This is a genomic window from Lysobacter stagni (assembly GCF_030053425.1).
GTDB lineage: Bacteria > Pseudomonadota > Gammaproteobacteria > Xanthomonadales > Xanthomonadaceae > Lysobacter_J > Lysobacter_J stagni.
In genome coordinates, this window is sequence record NZ_JASGBI010000002.1 from 45432 (window position 1) to 66210 (window position 20779).

General features: G+C 68.6%; 24 protein-coding genes. 16 read left to right on the forward strand and 8 right to left on the reverse strand.

Annotation, left to right across the window (positions count from 1 at the left end; genetic code table 11):
• Positions 1-56: 56 nt before the first annotated feature.
• Together QLQ15_RS16995 and QLQ15_RS17000 are read right to left on the reverse strand one after the other, a co-directional pair.
• Positions 57-437 carry a tautomerase family protein gene (locus QLQ15_RS16995; protein WP_283214092.1) on the reverse strand — a complete coding sequence of 127 codons (381 nt, stop codon included), beginning with the start codon at positions 435-437 and terminating at the stop codon, positions 57-59.
• A 40-nt stretch (positions 438-477) separates the two neighbouring features.
• Positions 478-1461, reverse strand: coding sequence for a LysR family transcriptional regulator (locus tag QLQ15_RS17000; RefSeq protein ID WP_283214093.1), 984 nt, complete (start codon positions 1459-1461; stop codon positions 478-480).
• 239 nt (positions 1462-1700) lie between these two features.
• Here QLQ15_RS17000 and cysG point away from each other — a divergent pair, with 239 nt between their 5' ends.
• The 4 genes from cysG (at position 1701) to murU (ending at position 5999) form a co-directional block, all read left to right on the forward strand.
• Positions 1701-3131, forward strand: coding sequence for a siroheme synthase CysG (gene cysG, locus QLQ15_RS17005; RefSeq protein WP_283214094.1), 1431 nt, complete (start codon positions 1701-1703; stop codon positions 3129-3131).
• A gap of 32 nt (positions 3132-3163) precedes the next feature.
• A complete protein-coding gene (gene cysK / locus QLQ15_RS17010; protein ID WP_283214095.1) occupies positions 3164-4141 on the forward strand; it encodes a cysteine synthase A in 978 nt (325 codons plus the stop codon).
• A gap of 119 nt (positions 4142-4260) precedes the next feature.
• Entirely contained in the window at positions 4261-5304 is a 1044-nt protein-coding gene (locus QLQ15_RS17015) for an aminoglycoside phosphotransferase family protein (RefSeq protein ID WP_283214096.1), read from the forward strand.
• Positions 5301-5999: an N-acetylmuramate alpha-1-phosphate uridylyltransferase MurU gene (gene murU / locus QLQ15_RS17020; protein WP_283214097.1), complete on the forward strand. Its 699-nt coding sequence runs from the start codon at positions 5301-5303 to the stop codon at positions 5997-5999. The genes QLQ15_RS17015 and murU overlap by 4 nt, the downstream gene beginning before the upstream one ends.
• 144 nt (positions 6000-6143) lie before the next feature.
• Here murU and hda read toward each other — a convergent pair whose 3' ends face one another.
• From hda to QLQ15_RS17035, 3 genes are read right to left on the reverse strand one after another with little or no spacing between them, the layout of a single operon-like run.
• Positions 6144-6851, reverse strand: a complete 708-nt coding sequence (gene hda, locus QLQ15_RS17025; protein WP_283214098.1) for a DnaA regulatory inactivator Hda — start codon at positions 6849-6851, stop codon at positions 6144-6146.
• A gap of 7 nt (positions 6852-6858) precedes the next feature.
• Positions 6859-8022, reverse strand: a complete 1164-nt coding sequence (locus tag QLQ15_RS17030) for an AI-2E family transporter (RefSeq protein WP_283214099.1) — start codon at positions 8020-8022, stop codon at positions 6859-6861.
• An 11-nt stretch (positions 8023-8033) separates the two neighbouring features.
• Complete coding sequence (locus QLQ15_RS17035; RefSeq protein ID WP_283214319.1) at positions 8034-9110, reverse strand: DUF2066 domain-containing protein; 1077 nt, start codon at positions 9108-9110, stop codon at positions 8034-8036.
• A 214-nt stretch (positions 9111-9324) separates the two neighbouring features.
• On the opposite strand from QLQ15_RS17035, the gene purM reads away from it, so the two are divergent.
• Genes purM through QLQ15_RS17060 form a run of 5 tightly spaced genes read left to right on the forward strand, consistent with a single transcriptional unit; the run spans position 9325 to position 13212 of the window.
• The gene (gene purM / locus QLQ15_RS17040) at positions 9325-10371 is read left to right on the forward strand and encodes a phosphoribosylformylglycinamidine cyclo-ligase (RefSeq protein ID WP_283214100.1); all 1047 of its coding nucleotides are present in this window, start codon (positions 9325-9327) and stop codon (positions 10369-10371) included.
• Between the two features lie 31 nt (positions 10372-10402).
• The gene (locus tag QLQ15_RS17045) at positions 10403-11095 is read left to right on the forward strand and encodes a DUF2238 domain-containing protein (RefSeq protein ID WP_432277863.1); all 693 of its coding nucleotides are present in this window, start codon (positions 10403-10405) and stop codon (positions 11093-11095) included.
• Complete coding sequence (purN, locus tag QLQ15_RS17050) at positions 11092-11763, forward strand: phosphoribosylglycinamide formyltransferase (protein WP_283214101.1); 672 nt, start codon at positions 11092-11094, stop codon at positions 11761-11763. Before QLQ15_RS17045 ends, purN begins: the two co-directional genes overlap by 4 nt.
• Positions 11764-11783: 20 nt before the next feature.
• Complete coding sequence (locus QLQ15_RS17055) at positions 11784-12509, forward strand: DUF3108 domain-containing protein (protein WP_283214102.1); 726 nt, start codon at positions 11784-11786, stop codon at positions 12507-12509.
• 1 nt (position 12510) lies between these two features.
• Positions 12511-13212, forward strand: a complete 702-nt coding sequence (locus tag QLQ15_RS17060) for a DUF3108 domain-containing protein (protein ID WP_432277864.1) — start codon at positions 12511-12513, stop codon at positions 13210-13212.
• Between the two features lie 51 nt (positions 13213-13263).
• On the opposite strand, the gene QLQ15_RS17065 is transcribed toward QLQ15_RS17060, so the two are convergent.
• The 3 genes from QLQ15_RS17065 to QLQ15_RS17075 all read right to left on the reverse strand — a co-directional run bounded on the left by QLQ15_RS17065 (position 13264) and on the right by QLQ15_RS17075 (position 15168).
• Entirely contained in the window at positions 13264-13575 is a 312-nt protein-coding gene (locus QLQ15_RS17065; RefSeq protein ID WP_283214103.1) for an EF-hand domain-containing protein, read from the reverse strand.
• Between the two features lie 3 nt (positions 13576-13578).
• The gene (gene murA / locus QLQ15_RS17070) at positions 13579-14856 is read right to left on the reverse strand and encodes a UDP-N-acetylglucosamine 1-carboxyvinyltransferase (RefSeq protein ID WP_283214104.1); all 1278 of its coding nucleotides are present in this window, start codon (positions 14854-14856) and stop codon (positions 13579-13581) included.
• A 72-nt stretch (positions 14857-14928) separates the two neighbouring features.
• Complete coding sequence (locus QLQ15_RS17075; protein ID WP_283214105.1) at positions 14929-15168, reverse strand: BolA family protein; 240 nt, start codon at positions 15166-15168, stop codon at positions 14929-14931.
• Positions 15169-15320: 152 nt separating this feature from the next.
• Between QLQ15_RS17075 and QLQ15_RS17080 the strand changes: the two genes are divergently transcribed.
• The 7 genes from QLQ15_RS17080 (at position 15321) to hpf (ending at position 20765) form a co-directional block, all read left to right on the forward strand.
• Positions 15321-16331: a KpsF/GutQ family sugar-phosphate isomerase gene (locus QLQ15_RS17080; protein WP_283214106.1), complete on the forward strand. Its 1011-nt coding sequence runs from the start codon at positions 15321-15323 to the stop codon at positions 16329-16331.
• 93 nt (positions 16332-16424) lie between these two features.
• A complete protein-coding gene (locus QLQ15_RS17085) occupies positions 16425-17006 on the forward strand; it encodes a KdsC family phosphatase (protein ID WP_283214107.1) in 582 nt (193 codons plus the stop codon).
• The gene (gene lptC, locus QLQ15_RS17090) at positions 17003-17584 is read left to right on the forward strand and encodes an LPS export ABC transporter periplasmic protein LptC (RefSeq protein ID WP_283214108.1); all 582 of its coding nucleotides are present in this window, start codon (positions 17003-17005) and stop codon (positions 17582-17584) included. The genes QLQ15_RS17085 and lptC overlap by 4 nt, the downstream gene beginning before the upstream one ends.
• The gene (lptA, locus tag QLQ15_RS17095; protein WP_283214109.1) at positions 17568-18065 is read left to right on the forward strand and encodes a lipopolysaccharide transport periplasmic protein LptA; all 498 of its coding nucleotides are present in this window, start codon (positions 17568-17570) and stop codon (positions 18063-18065) included. The genes lptC and lptA overlap by 17 nt, the downstream gene beginning before the upstream one ends.
• The gene (gene lptB / locus QLQ15_RS17100) at positions 18065-18784 is read left to right on the forward strand and encodes an LPS export ABC transporter ATP-binding protein (protein ID WP_283214110.1); all 720 of its coding nucleotides are present in this window, start codon (positions 18065-18067) and stop codon (positions 18782-18784) included. The genes lptA and lptB overlap by 1 nt, the downstream gene beginning before the upstream one ends.
• Before the next feature lie 86 nt (positions 18785-18870).
• Entirely contained in the window at positions 18871-20286 is a 1416-nt protein-coding gene (locus tag QLQ15_RS17105) for an RNA polymerase factor sigma-54 (RefSeq protein ID WP_283214111.1), read from the forward strand.
• A 152-nt stretch (positions 20287-20438) separates the two neighbouring features.
• Positions 20439-20765 (forward strand): ribosome hibernation-promoting factor, HPF/YfiA family, encoded by a 327-nt coding sequence (gene hpf / locus QLQ15_RS17110; protein WP_283214112.1) that lies wholly within the window; start codon positions 20439-20441, stop codon positions 20763-20765.
• Positions 20766-20779: the final 14 nt, after the last annotated feature.

Below are 20779 nucleotides of genomic sequence, written 5' to 3' on the forward strand. Positions count from 1 at the left end.
CACGCCGCGGCTCGATGCCGAGCGCGCGGGCAATCGCGCTGGTTTGCGCGGCGACCTCAGGTATGGATCAGGCGCCCACCGGCGAACGACCAGTTTTCCCAGGTGGTTTCCTTGAAGGCCACCATCACGTGCTCCGGATCGAGCCCGGCCGTTGCCAGGCGCTCCATCAGGTCGGCGAGCAGCTTCTTCTTCACCTTGACGCTGCGCCCCACCGACCAGAGCACTTCGATCAGCACGAAGTCGTCGCCGCGCGGCGAGGCCGCATCGGGATAACTTGGATCGAAGCGGAAGTCCGCGGCATCGAGTTCGAACACGCGCTGGAAGCGGTCGGTCTCCGGCACGCCGGAGGCGACGAGCGCGCCGTGCACGGCGTCCAGGACGGCGCTCTTGAAGTGTTCGGCCTTGGGCTTGCGGACGGTCAGGGTGACCAGGGGCATGCGGGCTCTCCTTTGTTTCGCGGCGACGCGTCGCCGGGCATCAGGTGGTGATCGGCTGGCTGAGCTCGCGCCACGTCGGCACCTGCGGCCAACGCGGCTCCAGGTTGCCTTCCAGTACGCGGCGCAGGTCGCGTCGGTCGAGCTGCGGCGCAACGCCGTGCAGCAGCGCCAGTGCGTACTCGCGCAGCACGCGCGCGCGGGGGATCACTGCCCAGGTGATGCATTCGGGCAGCGCATCCGGTGCGAGCAGCGCCTTCAGGTCGTCGTCGCGGGAACCCACGGCCATTTCCGCCAGCACGCCCACGCCGAGACCGGCGCGCACATAGGTCTTGATGAGGTCCGCGTCGCGCGCGGTCATCGCCAGTTGCGGTTCGAGGCCGGCATCGAGGAAGGTGCGACGCAGCGACGATTCCGCGCGCGTGGACGATTCGTAGCTCACCAGCGGATGCGCGGCCAGTTCGGCGAGCGTCGGTGCGCGCTGCAGCGACGCCAGCGGGTGCGTGCGCGGCACCAGCACCACGCGGCGCCAGCGGTACAACGGCACGGGCACGCCACCTTCGGGCTCGCTGCCGGCGGTACTGATCACCGCCAGGTCCGCTTCGCCGCGCGCCAGCAGTTCCAGCACTTCGTCGCCGGCCACTGCCTGCAGATGCATGCTGACCTGCGGGAACTCGCGCTTCACCGCGGCGATCACGCCCGGCAGCACGAAGCGCGCCTGCGTGTGCGTGGTGGCCAGCACCAGCTGACCGCTGTGCTGGCCGCGTTCGTTGGCGGCGTAGGCGCGGATGTTGCCGGCTTCCTCCAGGATGCGACGCGCGTGCATCAGCACGCGTTCGCCGGCCGGCGCGATCGATTCCAGGCTGCGCCCCTTGCGGGTGAACAGCTGGAAGCCCAGTTCGTCCTCCAACTGCTTGAGCTGTTTCGACAACCCCGGTTGCGTCGCGTGCACGCGTTCGGCGGCCAACGTGATGTTGAGGCCGGAATCGGCGATGGCGACGAGGTAACGCAGCTGGGTGAGGGTCATGAGGGGAGCCGTGGGGGCGGTCGGAGGCGGCCGGCACCATGGGCCCGGCCTTCTCCCTTCATATATATCTCTCGATACGAATAAAGGGATGGACGAAAACTACCCCGCGCCGCCCGCCCTGTCCAGCGCAACGGCGGGACATTCCGGATTGGCATGTCGCCAGACGGTGGCGTCATTTCCGCCGCCGGTGGCGCGTGGGTAGCGTCACGGTATCGCCCCTGCGCCCCGCTTTCGACGCCATGAGCAGCCCGCTGTTTCCTGTTTTCGCCGATCTGCGCGGCCGCGCCGTGCTGGTCGTGGGCGGCGGCACGGTGGCACTGCGCAAGGTGACGGCGCTGATCGACGCCGGAGCCCTGGTTCGCGTGGGCGCGCCCACGCTGAATGTGGAACTGACCGCACTCGCAGCGCAGGGCCGCATCGAGCATCTGAACGGCACCTTCGCGCCGCGCTGGCTGGACGGCGCATGGCTGGCCATCGCCGCCACCGACGACGACGAAGTGAACCGCGCCGTCGCCCAGGCGGGCGAAGCGCAACGCATCTGGGTCAACGTGGTGGACGACGCGCAGGCGTCCAGCGTGCAGATACCGGCGCGCGTCGACCGCGGTCCGGTGCAGATCGCCATTTCCAGCGCCGGCGCCGCACCGATGCTGGCCCGCCATCTGCGCGAACAACTGGAAACGCAGCTGGACGAATCGCTGGGCGAACTGGCCAGCCTGCTGGGTCGCGAACGCCACCGCATCCGCGCACGCCATCCGCAACTGGGCGAGCGCCGCCGCTTCTTCGATCGTCTCTTGTCCGGCGCAGTGCCGCGCTTGCTGCGCCAGCGCCAGCGGCTTGCCGCCGAGCGCGAATTCAGCGCGCTGCTCAATGCACCGGCCGCGACGGCGCGTGGCTCGGTCGCGCTTGTCGGCGCCGGCCCGGGCGACCCAGGCCTGCTGACGCTGCGCGCGCTGCGCGTGCTCAACGAAGCCGACGTGATCCTGCACGACCGTCTGGTCAGCGATGACGTCCTGCAGCTGGTGCGCCGCGATGCGCAGCGCATCGAAGTGGGCAAGCAGGCGGGCAACCATCACGCCACGCAGGATCGTATCCACGAGCTGATGCTGGAGCACGCACGCGCCGGCAAGCGCGTGGTGCGGCTGAAGGGCGGTGATCCGTTCGTGTTCGGCCGCGGCGGCGAGGAACTGGAAGTGCTGCGCGCGCACGGCATCGACTACGAAGTCGTGCCCGGCATCACCGCGGCACTGGCGTGCGCGGCCTACGCGGGCGTGCCGCTCACGCACCGCGACCACGCGCAGTCGGTACGCCTGGTCACCGCGCACGCCAGGGACTCGATGGACAGCATCGACTGGCGCGCGCTCGCACAGGAACGGCAGACGCTCGCCGTGTACATGGGCGTGGCCGGGCTGGATCGCCTGAGCGAACGCCTGATCGAACACGGCCGCGCGGCGTCCACTCCGTTCGCGCTGGTCGAGAACGGTTCGCGCGCCAGCCAGCGCGTGATCACCGGCACCCTCGCCGATCTCGCGCAGCGCGCGCAGGCGCACGACGTGCAATCGCCGGCGTTGCTGATCGTCGGCGAAGTCGCCGCGCTGGCCGGCACGCTGCACTGGTTCGGCGACGCCCCACTGGGCGCACCGGCCACCGCCACCGTCGCCGAAGCGGCGTGAGCCCCCCACACGCATCCACAAGGAATCCGGTCATGGCCCTGTACGACAGCATCCTCGACACCATCGGCAGCACGCCCATCGTCAAGCTGCACCGCATCGCGCCGAAACACGTGACGCTCTACGCGAAGGTGGAGGCGTTCAATCCCGGCGGCTCGGTGAAGGACCGCCTCGCGCTGGCCATCGTGCTCGATGCCGAGCGCCGCGGCCTGCTCAAGCCGGGCCAGACGATCGTGGAAGCCACCTCGGGCAACACCGGCATCGCGCTGGCGCTGGTCGCGGCGGCGCGCGGGTATCCGTTCGTGGCGGTGATGACCGAGACGTTCTCGGTCGAGCGCCGCAAGCTGATGCGCGCCTACGGCGCGAAGGTCATCCTCACGCCGGCCGCCGAGCGCGGCAGCGGCATGGTGCGCAAGGCGAAGGAACTGGCCGAGAAACACGGCTGGTTCCTCGCGCGCCAGTTCGAGAACGAAGCCAACCCCGCCTACCACCGCAACACGACGGGGCCGGAGATCCTGCGCGATTTCGCCGGCAAGCGGCTGGACTATTTCGTCAGCGGCTGGGGCACCGGCGGCACCATCACTGGCGCCGGCGAAGTGCTCAAGCTTGCACGACCGGACCTGAAGGTGATCGCCAGCGAACCGGCGGGCGCGGCGCTGTTGTCGGGCAAGGAATGGCAACCGCACAAGATCCAGGGCTGGACGCCGGACTTCCTGCCGGACGTGCTCAGCCGCACGATCGCCGACGAGATCCATCCGATCGACGATGTGCTCGCGCGCGACACCTCGCGTCGCCTGGCGGCGGAAGAAGGCCTTTTCGTCGGCATTTCGGCCGGCGCGACGGTCGCCGCCGCGCTGAAGGTGGCCGAACAGGCGCCGGAGGGCTCGGTGCTGCTGGCGGTGCTGCCCGATACCGGCGAGCGATATCTGTCCACGTTCCTGTTCGAGGGCGTGGCCGAGGGTTCCGACGACGAATGGCTGGCGTCGCTGGAACGCGAGGCGGTCGCGGCCTGACCGGGGCGAAGGCCGCCTGTATGGGGCCGGACGCTACGAGGTCGTGATCGCCGTGCATTCCCCGGCGCACAGGGGCCCGTTACCCTGTGCGCCTGCGGCCGTTGCCGCACGGAGAATGCATGTCCGTTGTTCCCGGTTCGAACCAGGTGTCCGCCGATCCCAACGCGGCCGAGCGCGAGGCCGCACGCCTGGCCTGGGCCCGCGGCGCGACTGGCGAGCCCGATCTGCAGCTTCAGCGCGCATCGGTCGACGCCGGGTTCCGCAGCTATTGGCGTGCACTGACCGCTGACGGCAGCCGCATCGTGATGGATTCTCCGCCGGCGCTGGAGGACGTGCGCCCGTGGTTGCGCATGCGCGCACTGCTCGCCAGCGGCGGCGTGCGCGTTCCGCAGGTGCTGGTGGAGGACGCCACCGCCGGCTTCCTGCTGCTCGAAGACCTGGGCGGCCCCACGCTGGCGCAGACCATCGACGCCGACAGCGCCGACGCGCATTTCGACGCCGCCATCGAACAACTGCTCCGCCTGCAGGCGATCCAGCCACCGCTGGGCACCGGCGAGTTCGGCGAAGCGCTGCTGCAGCGCGATGCGGGCCTGTTCGAGGAATGGTTCCTGCGTCGTCATCTGGGCCTTGCGCCGGACTGCGACGACCTGGACCGCCTGGAGCTGGTACAGCGCCGGCTGATGGACAACGCGCTGCATCAGGCGCGCGTGCTCACGCACCGCGACTTCATGCCGCGCAACCTGATGCCGGTGGCCGATGGACCGGCCGTCCTGGATTTCCAGGACTGCGTGATCGGCCCGGTCGCCTACGACCCGATCAGCCTGTTCAAGGACGCGTTCCTCAGCTGGCCGCTGGAACGCGTGGACGAATGGCTGGCGCGCTATCACGAGCGCGCGGTGGCCGCGCGCATCCCGGTGCCCGCATTGCACGTGTTCCAGCGCGATGCCGACTGGCTGGGCGTGCAGCGCCACCTGAAGATCCTGGGCATCTTCTCGCGCCTGCACTACCGCGACGGCAAGACGAAATACCTGCCCGACGCGCCGCGCTTCATCACCTATCTCGACGAAGTGCTACCGCGTTACCGCGAACTCGAACCGCTGCGCGAAGTGCTGGATGCGCGCATCCGTCCGGCGATGGAGCGCGTCGTGGTGCCGTCGCCATGAAGGCCCTGATCTTCGCCGCCGGCCTGGGCGAGCGCATGCGCCCGCTGACCAACCACACACCCAAGCCGCTGCTGCCCGTGGGCGGCAAACGTCTGATCGAATGGCACCTGGAGAAACTGGCCGAGATCGGCGTGCGCGAGGTGGTGATCAACACCAGCTGGCTGGCGGAGCAGTTCCCGCGCACGCTGGGCGACGGTGCGCAGTGGGGGCTCTCGCTGGCGTATTCCTACGAAGGCACCACGCCGTTGGAAACCGGCGGCGGCATGCTGCACGCGTTGCCGTTGCTGGGTGACCAACCCTTCCTGCTGGTCAACGGCGACATCTGGACCGATTACGACTTCGCGCGTCTGCCGCGCGAACCCGACGGACTCGCGCACCTGGTGATGGTGGATCGCCCGCCGCAGGCGACGCAGGGCGACTTCGCGCTCGACGCCGATGGCCACGTGCGCAGCGACGGCGAGCAGCGCCTGACCTACTCCGGCCTTGGCGTCTATCGCCCGCAACTGCTCGACGGCTGGCACGAATACACGAGCGATGCCGGTGCGGATGAAACGCCGCCGCGCTTCCGCCTCGCGCCGATCCTGCGCGCGCACATGGCGCTGGGTCGCATCACGGGTGAACACCACCGTGGACGATGGACGGATGTGGGAACGCCGGAGCGGTTGGCGACGCTGGATCGGGAGCTGGGTGGCTGAAAGAGCTGACCGCCTTGAGCCCCTCTCCCGCCGGGAGAGGGGTTGGGGTGAGGGCCGGGACGGGCGGGCGTGGCACCGGTCGCCGGTTCTTCCAGCAACGTGCGCTTGAAGTTGGATTCCCGCCTTCGCGAAGACGAGGGCAGATCAGCCCTCGCCGCGTTCGAGCGTCTGCCTCAGGAACGGCACCGTGATGCGCCGCTGCGCCGCCAGCGATGCGCGATCGAGTTTGTCGAGCAGCGCCGTCAGGCCGCCCAGGTCGCGCCCAACGCGCTTGAGCAGCCAGTCCAGCGCGGCATCTTCCAGCACCACGCCGCGACGCTGCGCACGCTGGCGCAGCACTTCGCGGCGACCTTCCTCGTCCAGCGGCGACAGCGTGATGCGCGTGCACTGGCCCAGCCGCGAACGCAGGTCTGGAAGGCCCAGGCCGATGGCGTCGGGAATGTCGCGCGCCGCGTAGAGCAGCACGACACCCGCGGCGCGCGCGCGGTTGTGCACGTCGAACAACGCGACTTCGTCCTCGCGTTGTCCTGCGATGGCATCCAGCCCGTCGAGTGCGATGAGGTGATTGCCTTCCAGCGATTCCAGCGCGTCGCGCATGCGGCCGGTGGCGGCCATCAGCGGCAGGTAGGCGGCGCGCCGGCCTGCGGCTTCGGTCGCGGCACAAGTCGCCAGCAACAGATGCGTCTTGCCCACGCCGGCAGGACCGGCGAGGTACACGCTGTCGCGCGCGTCGGCGGCACCATCGGCCAGCGCGCGCAGGTGTTCGAGCGCACCCGCCGGTGCCTGCACGAAGGTGTCGAGCCGCTGGTCCGGCGGATAACGCAAGGCCAGTGGCAACTGCGGAACACTCACGGGCCACTCACTCCGGCTTGCGATCCACCGGCGGCGGCAGGTGCGGATCGGCGAGCGGATCCGGCACGGCCTGTGCCGGCGACGGGCTCTCGCCGACGTACAGACGGCTGCGGCGGTAGCGTTCCTGCGCGTAGCGCAGCAGGACATTGACCACGGCCGCCACCGGCAACGCCAGCAGCATGCCGAGGAAACCGAACAGCTGGCCGCCGGCGAGCACGGCGAAGATCACCGCGACCGGATGCAGGCCGATGCGGTCGCCGACCAGCTTGGGCGTCAGCACGTAACTCTCGATCACCTGGCCGATTCCGAAGACCACCAGCACGCCGGCGACGTGCTGCCAGTCGCCGTACTGCACGAGTGCGGCGATCACGCCCAGGATGATGCCGCTGGCCGGGCCGAGGTACGGCACGAAGGTCAGGATGCCGGCAACCAGACCGATCAGGATGCCCAGGTCCAGGCCCACGGCCCACAGGCCCAGGCCGTACATCACGCCCAGCACCAGCATCACCAGGAACTGCCCGCGCAGGAACGCGCCGAGCACATCGCTGGACTCACGCGCCAGGCGGCTGGCCGTGGGCAGGTGATCGCGCGGGATCAGCGAGGCGACGCGCTCGACGATCAGGTCCCAGTCGCGCAGGAAGAAGAACGTGATGATCGGCAGCAGCGCCACGTTGGCGACCAGCCCGATCACCGCGAAGCCCGAACGCGACAGGTAACCCAGCACCGTCGCCGCGATGCCGCCGGCACGATCCCAGTTGTCACGGATCAACTGGTACATGTGGCCGAAGTCGAGCCAGTCGGTGATCTCCACGCCGGTGCGGCGTTCCACCCATGGCAGCGCGGTCAGCATGAACCAGTCGCGGTAGTGCGGCCAGGATTCGACGAGCGTGGCGATCTGGCGTTCGATGAGCGGCACCAGGATCAGCAGGCCGGCCAGCACGATCAGCGCCATCGCGGTGAACACAAGCGCCACGGCGGTGTTTCGCGATCGCCCGGCGCGCTCGAGGCGATCCACCAGCGGATCGCCCAGCCACGCCAGGATCAGCGCGAACACGAACGGCGACAGGACAGGCGCCAGCAGCCAGATCACCCACAGCACACCCAGCCCCAGCGCCGCCCACTGCAGGCGACGCAGGAATCGCGCGATGTCGTCCAGTGCTTCCGATTGCATGGGCTTCCCCGTCAACGCAGCCGGTATTCCGGCGGCTGGCCTTCCAGGCCTTCGATTACTTCGACCACCTCGTCGCGTGCGAGCACGCGGTGCAGGCCGGGCAGGCCGCTGACGAGTTCCAGTTCGTACTCCAGGCCCTGCGGGGTTGCACGCGTCGGAGTGTGGCGGCGCACCACCGACAGCTTCTGCAGGTAACCGGCCAGGCGGATGAAATCGTCGCTGCTGTCCACGCCGGTGAAGGTGACGTGGTACACGCCCGGCTCGCCGGTCGGCGCGCGCTTGGCGTAGCGCTTCATCAGCGCATCGGCCGCGCCGTCGGCGCCACCCGCCATCAGCTGGCGAGCGTCAGGGCCGGTCTGCGACCAGTTCGCCAGCACCTTGCCGGTGTCGACGAACGTCCAGTCGGCCTTCCAGCCGGCGGTCGGGTCGCGGTAGAGCTTGCCGATCAGCTGCATCGGTGGGCTGTAACGGGCGGAGGCACGCGCGACGGCCGCGCTGTCGCCACGCCAGATCGCGCCGACCGCGGCCTGCTCGGCGGCATTGCCGGTCGGCAGGCCGAGCTTGTAGCCGCGCTCGACCGCGCGGTTCAGCGCCGGACGCGCCGCATTCACCTGCGGCAGGCCCACCAGGCGCGGGCCGCTGCCGTCGTCGATGGCCAGCCACAACACCGGCTTGGGACGCGGCTGCGGCCACACGGGAATGCCCAGCGTGCCGGCCAGGTCGTTGACGGCGTCCTCGTCGAACTGCACCACCAGCGTGGTGCGGAAGCTCGGCGCGCCGGTCGGGCCCACGCCCTCGTCCTGGCGGTAGTCGTACGCCTTCACGTACGTCCTGGCCTGGCGGAGCTCCTGTCCCACGCCCGGCCGCGAGGCGGCACCGCGATCGCCCGACAGCTTGCCCAGCACCTGGGCCAGCGCGCGGGCGAAGGCGGTGTTGCGCTCGGCCTCGCCCTGCCCATTCACCTGCACTTCGGTGGCGTAGATGCCCTCGGCCTGGGCGCGATCGCCCTCCACGCGCTGGGCGGACGCGGCAAAGCTGGCCAGCGCCAGAGCGGCGGCTGCGATCAGCACGTGGATCTGCCGCCACATCGTCGTGAGGCCCGTCGTGCGCGGAGTTCCCGTGCGGAATACCCGAACCATCGCTATCCCTGAGCTACGTATCAGGTCGAAATGGTGCCGCAGCGGCGCCTGCCCGTCCATTCACGCCGCTCCGGGCCGGGTCGGCGATCACGCCAAGGCCGTAGCGGGGCGCCTGCGACTGTTAAAATCGCCGCTTCACTTTCCGCGACCGCCGAGGCCGCCCGTGTCCAACTCCCCCACCCCGCCCACTCCGATCACCTACCGCGACGCCGGCGTCGACATCGACGCAGGCAACGAGGTCGTCGAACGCATCAAGCCGCTGGTCAAGCGCAGCTTCCGTCCCGAGGTGATGGGCGGACTGGGCGGATTCGGCGCGCTGTTCGACCTGTCGGGCAAGTACAAGGAGCCGGTGCTGGTCTCCGGCACCGACGGCGTGGGCACCAAGCTCAAGCTGGCGCAGCAGCTGAACCGGCACGACACCATCGGCATCGACCTGGTGGGCATGTGCGTGAACGACGTGCTGGTGCAGGGCGCCGAGCCGCTGTTCTTCCTCGACTATTTCGCAACCGGCAAGCTGCACGTGGACACGACGGTCGCGGTCGTCGGCGGCATCGCCAAGGGCTGTGAGCTGTCCGGCTGCGCGCTGATCGGTGGCGAGACCGCCGAAATGCCCGACATGTACCCGCCGGGCGAGTACGACCTGGCCGGCTTCTGCGTCGCCGCGGTGGAGAAGTCGAAGCTGCTCGACGGCAGCAAGGTGCGCGAAGGCGACGTGCTGATCGGCATCGCCTCCAGCGGCCCGCATTCCAACGGTTACTCGCTCATCCGCAAGATCTACGACCGCGCCGGCCGGCCGGCCGACCTGGACGTCGGCGGCGTGACGCTGATCGACGCGTTGATGGCGCCGACCGCGCTGTACGTGAAGCCGGTGCTGGAACTGCTGGGCAAGCACGACCTGCATGCGATGGCGCACATCACCGGCGGCGGCCTGACCGAGAACATCATCCGCGTGATTCCCGACGGCCTGGGTCTGGATATCGAGGCTTCGGCCATCGTGCTGCCGCCGGTGTTCGACTGGCTGCAGCGCGAAGGCGCGGTGCCGGCCGAAGAAATGTGGCGCACGTTCAACTGCGGCGTCGGCTTCGTGCTGGTGGTCGCACCCGACGATGTGGCCGCGGTGAATGCGGACCTGGACCGCCTGGGACTGGCGCATCGCCCGATCGGCCAGGTCGTGAAGGCGACCTCGGCCGAGCGCGTGCGCATCGGCTGATCCTCGCGTTCCTGCGAGCCTGCGAGATCCGATGACCGCCGACGCCCTGCCGGGGGAATCCCGGACGCAAGGACCACGCAACGCCCTGTCGCCGCACAAGCGATGGGTGCTGTCGGCGCTGCTGGTCGTGTTCGTGCTCACCTGGCTCCGGCCGATCTGGCCGAAGGAACAGGCGCTGCACAGCGTGGGCACCGTCATCGCGGTGTTCTGGCTGTGGTGGCACGACCGCCACTGGCCCACGCGCACGCGCGACTTCGCGCTGGTCTGCGGCTTCCTGGCCGTGCACTGCCTGGCCGCACGCTGGCTGTATTCGAACGTTCCCTACGACGACTGGTTCCGCGCCGCATTGCACTGGTCGCCGCAGGAAGCCTTCGGCTGGCAGCGCAACCATGCCGACCGCTTCATCCACCTGATGTACGGCCTGTGCCTGACACCGTTGCTGTCGCTCCATGCGGCACAGCGTTGGCCGCGCATATCCGCATCGCAGGCCTTCGTACTCGCGGTGATGGCGATCATGTGCACCAGCCTGGTGTACGAGTGGATCGAATGGGGCATCGCGCTGACGATGTCGCCGCAGGAGGCGGAGTCGTACAACGGCCAGCAGGGCGACATGTGGGATGCACACGCCGACATGCTGCTGGCCACGCTGGGCGCACTGGCCACCTGGCCGCTGGCGTGCCCGGCCACGGCGCCGGTCGCAGGCGTGGTGGAGGCCGCCGGATGAGCGCACGCATCGCCATCCTGGTGTCCGGGCGCGGCAGCAATCTGCAGGCGATCCTGGACGCGATCGCCTCGGGCGCATTGCCCGCGCAGATCGTCGGCGTGTTCTCCGACAAGCCCGGCGCCGTCGGGCTGCAGCGGGTCGAGCCGGAACTGCGCTGGAGCGCGGATCCGAAAGCATTCCCCTCGCGCGAAGCCTTCGACGCGGCATTGGGCGACGCGATCGCGGAGCGCTCTCCGGACTGGGTGGTCTGCGCGGGCTATCTGCGCATTCTCGGCGAGTCGTTCGTGCAGCGGTTCCGTGGACGGCTGCTCAACATCCACCCATCGCTGCTGCCGCGCCATCGCGGCCTGCACACCCATGCACGGTGCCTGGCCGCCGGCGAGACTGAACACGGCGCCAGCGTGCATTTCGTCATTCCGGAACTCGACGCCGGCACGGTGATCGCGCAGGCGCGCGTGCCCGTGCTGCCGGGCGACGATGCCGACCGGCTGGCCGCACGCGTGCTGGAGGTCGAGCATCCCCTGCTGGTGGCGGTGCTGCGGCTGGCCGTCGAGGGGCGCTTGGCTGAACGGGGAACAACGGTCTTCATCGACGGTCATGGGTTGTTTACACCGCTCCTTCTAGATTCCGCCGGAGCCCTGCGCGCGCCCGGGTCCGGATCCGCCTGATCCCACGCGCGTTTCCCGCCATGAGTTCGATGAAACGCCTGATCCGTACGCTCCCGCTGCTGTTTGCCCTCGTCGCCTCGCCCGCGCTCGCACTCGAGCCGTTCGTGGCGAACTACCAGATCTTCCGCGGCGGCAAGCCCATGGGCGAAGCGACGATGCAGGTGGTGCCCGCGCAGGGCCTTCCGGGCAAGTGGCGCATCGACCTGGACATGCGCGGCACGCGCGGCCTGGTGGGGCTTGTGGGCGTCAACGCGCAGCAAAGCACGGTGTTCGACATGGTGGGCGAGACCTATCGCCCCATCACCCAGAGCACGGTCCGCAAGGCCGTGTTCCTGGGCCGCGAGATCACCGGCACCTACGACTGGAACACACACACCGCGCGCTGGACGGGTGATGTGAGCAAGAACCGCCGCGAGCCCGTGCCGCTGCACGACGGCGACATGAGCGCGTTGCTGATCAATCTGGCGATCATCCGCGATGCCCAACCGGGCCGTGAACTGGCCTATCGCTTCGTCGACAACGGGCGCGCTCGTGACCATCACTATGCGGTCGCGCAGGAACTGGAAGGCGTGAGCGTGGACGGCATGGGCTTCAACGCCATGCGCGTCAGCCGCGTTCAGGGCAGCGGCACGGACGAGACGGTAGTGTGGGTCGTCGAAGGCGTACCTACGCCCGTGCGCATCCTGCAGCGCGAGAACGGCGAAGACACCTACGACCTGCGCCTGGTCGACTACAAGGGAGCCTGACATGGCCAACCGACTCTTCCGCGCGATGCGTTCGCGAGTGCGGCCGTTTCTCTTCGCGACGGCCCTTGTCACGGCGAGCGCGCCGGCATGGGCGATCAAGCCCTTCTCCGCCGATTACCAGGCCAGCTACATGGGCATGCAGGGCAGTGGCCGCATGACCATCGCACCCGACGGCGGCAACCGATGGAAGTACAGCCTGACAGTGAGCAGCCCGTTGGCCGAGTTGCAGCAGGTCACAGTGTTCGAGGACCAGGGCGGGCAGTGGCGCCCGCTGTCGGGCTCCGACTCGTCCAAGGTGCTGACCAGGCGCCAGAACAAGAACGCCACGTACGACTGGTCGCGCGGTGTGGCGAGCTGGTCGGGCGACGTGAAACCCGAGCGCGCCGGCCCGATCAAACTGCAGGCCGGCGACCTGGACGCGCTGCTGGTCAATCTCGCCATCGTGCGTGATGTGCAGGCCGGCAAGGAGATGAGCTACCGCATGGTCGAGGACGGCCGCGTCAAGCAGCTGGACTACACCATCGCCGGCAAGGAGGCGATCACCATCGGCGGCCAGACGAAGCAGGCGACCAAGGTCATCGGCACGCAAGGCAGGAAGCAGATCATCGCGTGGATCGTCGACGGCATGCCGGTGCCCGCGCGCATCCTGCAACGCGACAAGGGCCAGGACACGATCGACCTGCGCATGAGCGGCGTGCGCTGACCCGCTCGCCCGCATGCCAGATAGTGAAAGCCCCGCATCGCGGGGCTTTTTTCATTGCTTGTCCGGCTTCACCACGGTGCGGCAATCCACCCGGAAGACCTTGTCGTCGCCGCGCCACGAGAACGCGCGGCATTCACGCGGGCCTTCGGTGGTGGTGGTGACCGTCACCGCGTAGAGCGACTGCAGCATCTCCTGCATCGTCGTGGTGCCGTCGCGGTTCCAGTCCATGTCCTTGCGGTCCAGCCCGCGCGTCGCCGCGGCGCCGCTGAAGTGCAGCCAGCCCAGCACGATCAGCAACATCACGAAGAAGCCCAGCGCCGCCAAGCGGCGCGCGGTGAACGGTGCGCGCTTGATCAGTGCCATGCGTCAGCCTGCGATGCGGCGGATCTTCGCGCCCAGCCCCGACAGCTTCTCTTCGATGTTCTCGTAGCCGCGGTCGAGGTGGTAGATGCGGTCGATGGTGGTCGAACCCTCCGCCACCAGGCCGGCCAGCACCAGCGACGCCGATGCGCGCAGGTCGGTCGCCATCACCGGCGCGCCGCTCAGGCGCGGCACGCCGCGGATGATCGCGGTATGGCCTTCCACGCGGATGTCCGCACCCAGACGCTGCAGTTCCGAGACATGCATGAAGCGGTTTTCGAAGATGGTTTCGTTGATCACGCCCACGCCGTCGGCGATGCAGTTCATCGCCATGAACTGCGCCTGCATGTCGGTCGGGAACGCCGGGTGCGGCGCGGTGGTCAGGTCCACGGCGCGCGGGCGGCGGCCGCCCATGTCCAGGGTGATGCGATCGCCGTCGACGGTGATGTCCGCGCCGGCCGTCTTGAGCTTGTCGATCACCGCATCGAGCGTGTCCGGGCGCGCGCGACGCACGGTCACGCGGCCGCCGGTCATCGCCGCGGCGACGAGGAACGTGCCGGTCTCGATGCGGTCGGGCAGCACGTCGTGGCTGCCACCATGCAGGCGCTCCACGCCATGCACGACGATGCGGCCGCTGCCGGCGTGCTCGATGTTCGCGCCCAGCGCGTTGAGGCAATCGGCCAGGTCCACGATCTCCGGCTCCATCGCGGCGTTTTCCAGCACGCTGGTGCCTTCGGCGAGCGCGGCGGCCATCAGCACGTTCTCCGTGCCGGTCACCGTGACCATGTCGAACACGAAACGCGCGCCCTTCAGGCGGCCGTTGCGGTGCGCCTTGATGAAGCCGTTCTCGACGGTGATCTCAGCGCCCAGGGCCTGCAGGCCCTTGATGTGCTGGTCCACCGGACGCGAACCGATGGCGCAGCCGCCGGGCAGCGACACTTCCGCCGCACCGTACTTCGCCAGCAGTGGGCCCAGCACCAGCACGGAGGCGCGCATGGTCTTGACCAGTTCGTACGGGGCGACGTGGCTGTGCACCGTGGTGGGATCGACCACCATGCCGCGTCCCCTGCCCAGCGTGCCCTCGTCCACCGTAATGCCCGCGCCCAGCTCACCCAGCAGCTTGGCGGTGGTCACCACGTCGTGCAGGTGCGGCACGTTGGTGATGGACACCGGGCCGTCGGCGAGCAACGTGGCGCACAGGATCGGCAGCACTGCGTTCTTCGCACCGGAAATCTGCACCTCGCCATTGAGCGTGGCGCCGCCTTCTACAACGATCTTCTGCATGGGAATGGGGACTGGAAAATGAGGGAACGGGATGGCTGGTCGCACGAAGCGGCGTGGTCGCCGCCGCCGTCCTTACGGCCGGTTGCCGGCTTCTTCCGGCGTCAGGGTCTTCAGGGCCAGCGCGTGGATCTCGCCGCCCATGCGCTCACCCAGGGTCGCGTACACCAGCCGGTGGCGGGCCAGCGGCAGCTTGCCGCGGAAGGCTTCGGCCACCACGGTCGCCTCGAAATGCACGCCGTCGTCACCGCGCACGTCCGCGCTGGCGCCGGGCAGGCCCTGTTCGATGAGCTGTCGGATGGTGTCGGGATTCACGTAAGGACCTCGGAGAGCATGGGCCCGCGGCAGCGGCCGCGCATGTCGCGGAGGACCGTTGCCCGGGCATTGACGGGCGTTTGGCGGGCGAACCGCATAGAATTCTCGGATTAGCCTAACGGAAAGGCCCCCGGTCCGAAATGGCACGCCCCATGGCAAGCATCCCCGTACCCGCCCCTGTCCACGCCGACGACCCCACCGCACTGGCGGCGAGCGGCCGTCGCGTGTTCGAGCTCGAAGCCCAGGCCCTGGCCGCCGTTGCGTCACGCATCGACGGCGACTTCAGCGCCGCCTGCCGGCTGATCCTCGCCTCCACCGGGCGCGTGGTCTGTACCGGCATGGGCAAGTCCGGCCACATCGCGCGCAAGATCGCGGCGACCCTGGCCTCCACCGGCACGCCCGCGTTCTACGTGCATCCCGGCGAGGCCGGGCACGGCGACCTGGGCATGATCACCGACGTCGACATCGTCCTGGCCCTGTCGTACTCCGGCGAGAGCGATGAAGTGCTGATGCTGCTGCCGGTGCTCAAGCGCCAGGGCAACAAGCTGATCGCGATGACCGGTCGCCCGAAGTCCTCGCTGGCAAGGGAGGCCGATGTCCATCTGGACGTGAGCGTGACCACCGAGGCATGCCCCCTCGACCTGGCGCCGACCTCCAGCACCACTGCCTCGCTGGCGATGGGCGATGCGCTCGCCGTCGCGCTGCTGGACGCACGCGGCTTCACCGCCGACGACTTCGCGCGTTCGCACCCGGCCGGCTCGCTCGGCCGCCGCCTGCTGCTGCACATCGCCGACATCATGCACGCCGGTAACGACGTGCCGCGGGTGCACGCCGATGCCAGCATCAGCGAAGCACTGGTGGAGATGAGCCGCAAGCGCCTGGGCATGACCGCGGTGGTCGACGACGACAACCGCCTGCTCGGCCTCTACACGGACGGCGACCTGCGCCGCACACTGGACGAGTCGCGTCTGGACCTGCGCAACACGCGCATCGTCGAGGTGATGACCCGTTCGCCCAAGACCATCGGCTCCGACGCCATGGCCGTGGAAGCGGCGCAACTGATGGAGGCGCACAAGATCAGCGGCCTGCTCGTCGTCGATGGCGAAGGTCGCGTCGTGGGTGCGCTCAATATTCATGACCTGTTGCGCGCACGGGTGGTTTAAGAACGGAAGGGGCAGTGAACCCACCACGCCTTTCGAATCGCCAGCCACCTTCGGAAGTCCCGTTCCCAGCCTCTGATCCCAATCCCGATCTCAATGCCCTATAGCCATCTCAACGACTACCCCGCCGACGTCCGCGAGCGTGCCGCCCGCATTCGCCTGGCGTGTTTCGACGTCGATGGCACGCTGACCGACGGGCGCCTGTATTTCGATGGCGAAGGCAACGAACTCAAGGCCTTCCATGTCCACGATGGCCAGGGCCTGGCGCTGCTGCGCAAGGTCGGCATCACGGTGGCCTTCGTCACGGCGCGCAGCGGCGCCGTCGCGCAGCGGCGCGCCGCGGACCTGGGCATCGAGGAAGTCCACATCGGCGTGCGCGACAAGCTCGCCTGCGTGCGCGACATCGCCACGCGACTGGGCCTGACCATGGAACAGGTGTCCTTCATGGGCGACGACCTGGCGGACCTGCGCGTCATGTTGCAGGCCGGATTCGCGGTCGCGCCGTCCGACGCGCACCGCTGGGTCGGCGAACGGGTGCACTGGCGCACCGCGTCGCGCGCGGGCCATGGGGCAGCGCGCGAGTTCTGCGACCTGTTGCTGGCGGCCCAGGGCCATGCCGAACGGCTGCTGGCCGAGGTGACGCGCGTCGAGGGCGAGCGCGTGGAGGGCAACGCATGAACTGGCGCAGCATGAACTGGCGCGCGATGGTGACCGTGCTGCTGCTGATCGGCGCGCTGCTCAGCGGCTGGCTGCTGTGGTCGCAACGGGACCGGGGCGGCCGCGGCGTGACCGCTGCCCAGCGCCCGGATTACGTGTTGCACGATTTCCGCCTCGTCGTGCTCGACGAGAACGGACGCGAGTCCTTCACGCTGAGCGCCCCGAAGCTGGCGCGCGACCCCAACGTGGAAACGTTCGACATCGCCACGCCGCTGTTCCAGATCCCTCCCCGCTCCGGCAGCAACGCATCGGCGTGGGAAGTGCGCTCGCAGACCGGCTGGGTCAGCGCCAAGGGAGAGGAACTGCGCCTGCGCGGCCAGGTCCATGCCGACAGCACCAATGCCGACGGCAAGCCCATCCGCATCGCGACCGAAGAGCTGAACGTGTTCCCCGACGATCGCCGGGCCACCTCGACGGTGGCCGTAACGGTCACCCACCCGGGCCTTATACTGAACGGCCGCGGGCTCGAGGCCGACCTCAACGCCAAGCGAATCACCCTATTGAACGACGTCAAGGCCCGATATGAACGTACCCCTTAGCCTCGTGCTGCTGCTGGCCCTCGTGCCTGCGACCGCACTGGCTCGGACGTCGGACCGCAACAAGCCGATGGACATCGACGCCGGCCGTAGCGACTACTCCATGGACGACAGTCGCCCGACCACGCTCAGCGGCGGCGTGGTGATCACCCAGGGCACGCTGGAAATCCGCGCCAACCAGGCCGTCATCTATTCGGCCAACGGCGACCCCGTCCGCGTGGTCCTCACCGGCAATCCCGTGACGCTGCGCCAGGAACTGGACGACGGCAGGCAGATGGACGCCGTCGCCAACAAGGTCGACTACGACCTCAAGACCGAGATCGTGGTCTTCACCGGCGCGGTCAACATCCGCCAGCCCACCGGCTCCATCGCCGGCGAACGCGTGGTCTACAACATGAAGACCGGCCAGGTGCAGGGCGGTGGCCAGGATGCGGGCCGCGTGAAGATCCGCATCCTGCCCAAGAATGCGCAGGGGGGCGGCTGATGCTCGTCGCCCAGGGCCTGCGCAAGGCGTACCGTTCGCGCGAGGTGGTGAAGGACTTCGGGCTGAGCCTCGATGCTGGCGAAGTCGTCGGCCTGCTCGGCCCCAACGGCGCCGGCAAGACCACATGCTTCTACATGATCGTCGGCCTGGTGCCCGCCGATGCGGGCCAGATCGTGCTCGATGGCAAGGACATCACGTCCGAGCCCATGTACGCGCGGGCCAAGTACGGTGTGGGTTACCTGCCGCAGGAACCGTCGGTGTTCCGCAAACTCACCGTGGCCGACAACATCCGCCTGGTGCTGGAGCTGCGTGAAGACCTCGACCGTGAAGGCCGCGAGCGCGAGCTGGAGAGCCTGCTGGACGAGCTGCAGGTAGGCCACGTCTCCGACCAGATCGGCGCGAGCCTCTCCGGCGGCGAGCGGCGGCGCGTGGAAATCGCCCGCGCCCTGGCCGCGCGTCCGCGCCTGATGCTGCTCGACGAGCCCTTCGCGGGCGTGGACCCCATTTCCGTGGGCGAGATCCAGCGAATCGTGCGCCACCTCAAGAATCGGGGCATTGGTGTGCTGATCACCGATCACAACGTTCGCGAAACCTTGGGTATTTGCGATCGGGCGTATATTCTCAACGAAGGCGGCGTGCTCGCGCAGGGTGCTCCGGACGCGCTGCTGGCGAACCCCGATGTACGTCGTGTTTACCTCGGTGAAACCTTCCGGCTCTAGAAGCTGAAGTCGAAGGAGCGGCGCTTGCCGCTCACCGGATGCGCGCGACGGCCGTCGGTTCCCCCTGGTCGCGTTGGCCTTCGACAATGAAACCGCGTCTTCAAGCCGCTCTCGGACAACAGCTGGTGATGACACCGCAGCTGCGTCAGGCCATCCGCCTGCTGCAGTTGTCCGCAGTGGAGTTGGAGGCTGAATTGGCCGCGGCGGTGGAAAGCAATCCGCTGCTCGACTGGACCGAGACCGCCATCAGCGTGAGCAACGGTTCCGGCGACGGCGAGTCCGCGCCCGTCAACGGCGAGGTCGAGCATCTGCCGCCCGAGGCCGAGTGGGCCAACGACGGCGAGCCCTGGTACGAACGCCTGGGTCCGGCCGACAACGACGACGACACGCCCATCGCCGAGCAGGTCGCCGAATCCGACACGCTCCACGACCACCTGCTCTGGCAGCTGCACCTCAGCCCGCTCTCTCCGCGCGACCGCCTGATCGGCGTGTCGTTGATCGAAGCCATCGACGACGACGGCTACCTGCGCGAACCGCTCGAATCCCTGCGCGCCTCGCTCGTGCAGACGGTGGAATGCAGCGAGGAAGAGATCGTCACCGTGCTGCATCAGGTGCAGCAGTTCGATCCCGTCGGCGTGGGTGCGCGTTCGCTGGGCGAGTGCCTGCGCCTGCAGCTGGCGCAGTGCCCGTCCGAGACTCCGGGCAAGGACCTGGCGCATCACCTCGCGAACGGTCCGCTCGAACGGCTCCCGCGCATCGGCGTGGCCGGACTGGCCGCGGAACTCAAGCTCGACCTCTCCGAAGCCGAGACCGCGGTGCAGTTGCTGCGCTCACTCGATCCGCGCCCCGGCGCGCAGATCGGTGCGATCGCAAGCGACACCTATATCGCGCCGGACCTGGTGATCTGGCGGCAGCACGGTCTGTGGCGCGTGGCGCTGGCGGACGGCATGCGTCCGCGCGTCGCCATCCATCGCGGCTACGAAAGCATGCTGCGACATGCCAGCGGCACGGATGCGAGCTATCTGCGCGGTCATCTGCAAGAGGCGCGCTGGCTGCTCAAGAGCCTGGAAGCGCGCGGCGAAACACTCATCAAGGTCGCACGCTGCCTGATCAAGCAGCAGGCGGCGTTCCTCGAATTCGGCGACAGCGCCCTGCGTCCGCTCACGTTGCGCGAAGTCGCAGCCGAAGTCGGATTGCATGAATCCACCGTCTCGCGCGCCATCGCGCGCAAGTACGCGCGCACGCCGCGCGGCACCGTGCCGCTGCGTGCGTTCTTCGCCTCCGGTATCGAAACCGGCGCCGGCGGCGAAGCCTCCAGCACCGCGATCCAGGCCATGATCCGCCGCCTGATCGAAGCGGAAAACCCGCGCAAACCATTGTCCGACGCGCGGTTGGCGGAAACCCTCAAGGCCACTGGGGTGCCCGTGGCCAGGCGTACGGTCGCCAAGTACCGGGAGGCCATGAGCATCCCCTCATCGCAGGATCGCGTACGCATCGGTTGATATCCCGATAACGTAGCGTGAAGGTTGCGTGCGAAACCTGCGCAGGATCAATGTGTTCAGGCTTGGAAAAAGCCAAACTGCGGATGCACGCCCTTGCACAACCCGATGAGCGTGCGATCCTGTCCATCCGTCGTGACGTAAGGAGGTCTCCGATGCGCATCGAAACCTACGGCCAGCAGATTGAAGTCACCCCCGCCCTGCGGGATTACGTGGAAAACAAGCTGGCACGACTGGAACGACATTGCGAACAGCCCTTCGACGTGCGCACCCAGCTCAGCCTGGACAAGCCCCAGCACCGAGCGAAGGCCACCGTCAGCATCTCCGGCAAGACCCTCCACGCGGACGCCGCGGCGATCGACATGTACGCCGCCATCGATCTGCTCTCCGACAAGCTCGATCGCCTGCTGCGCGAACACCGCAGCAAGGTCGTCGACCACCATCGCGGCGAGAGCGCCGCGCGCAGCGACACCTTCGGCTGATTCGAAACCACCTG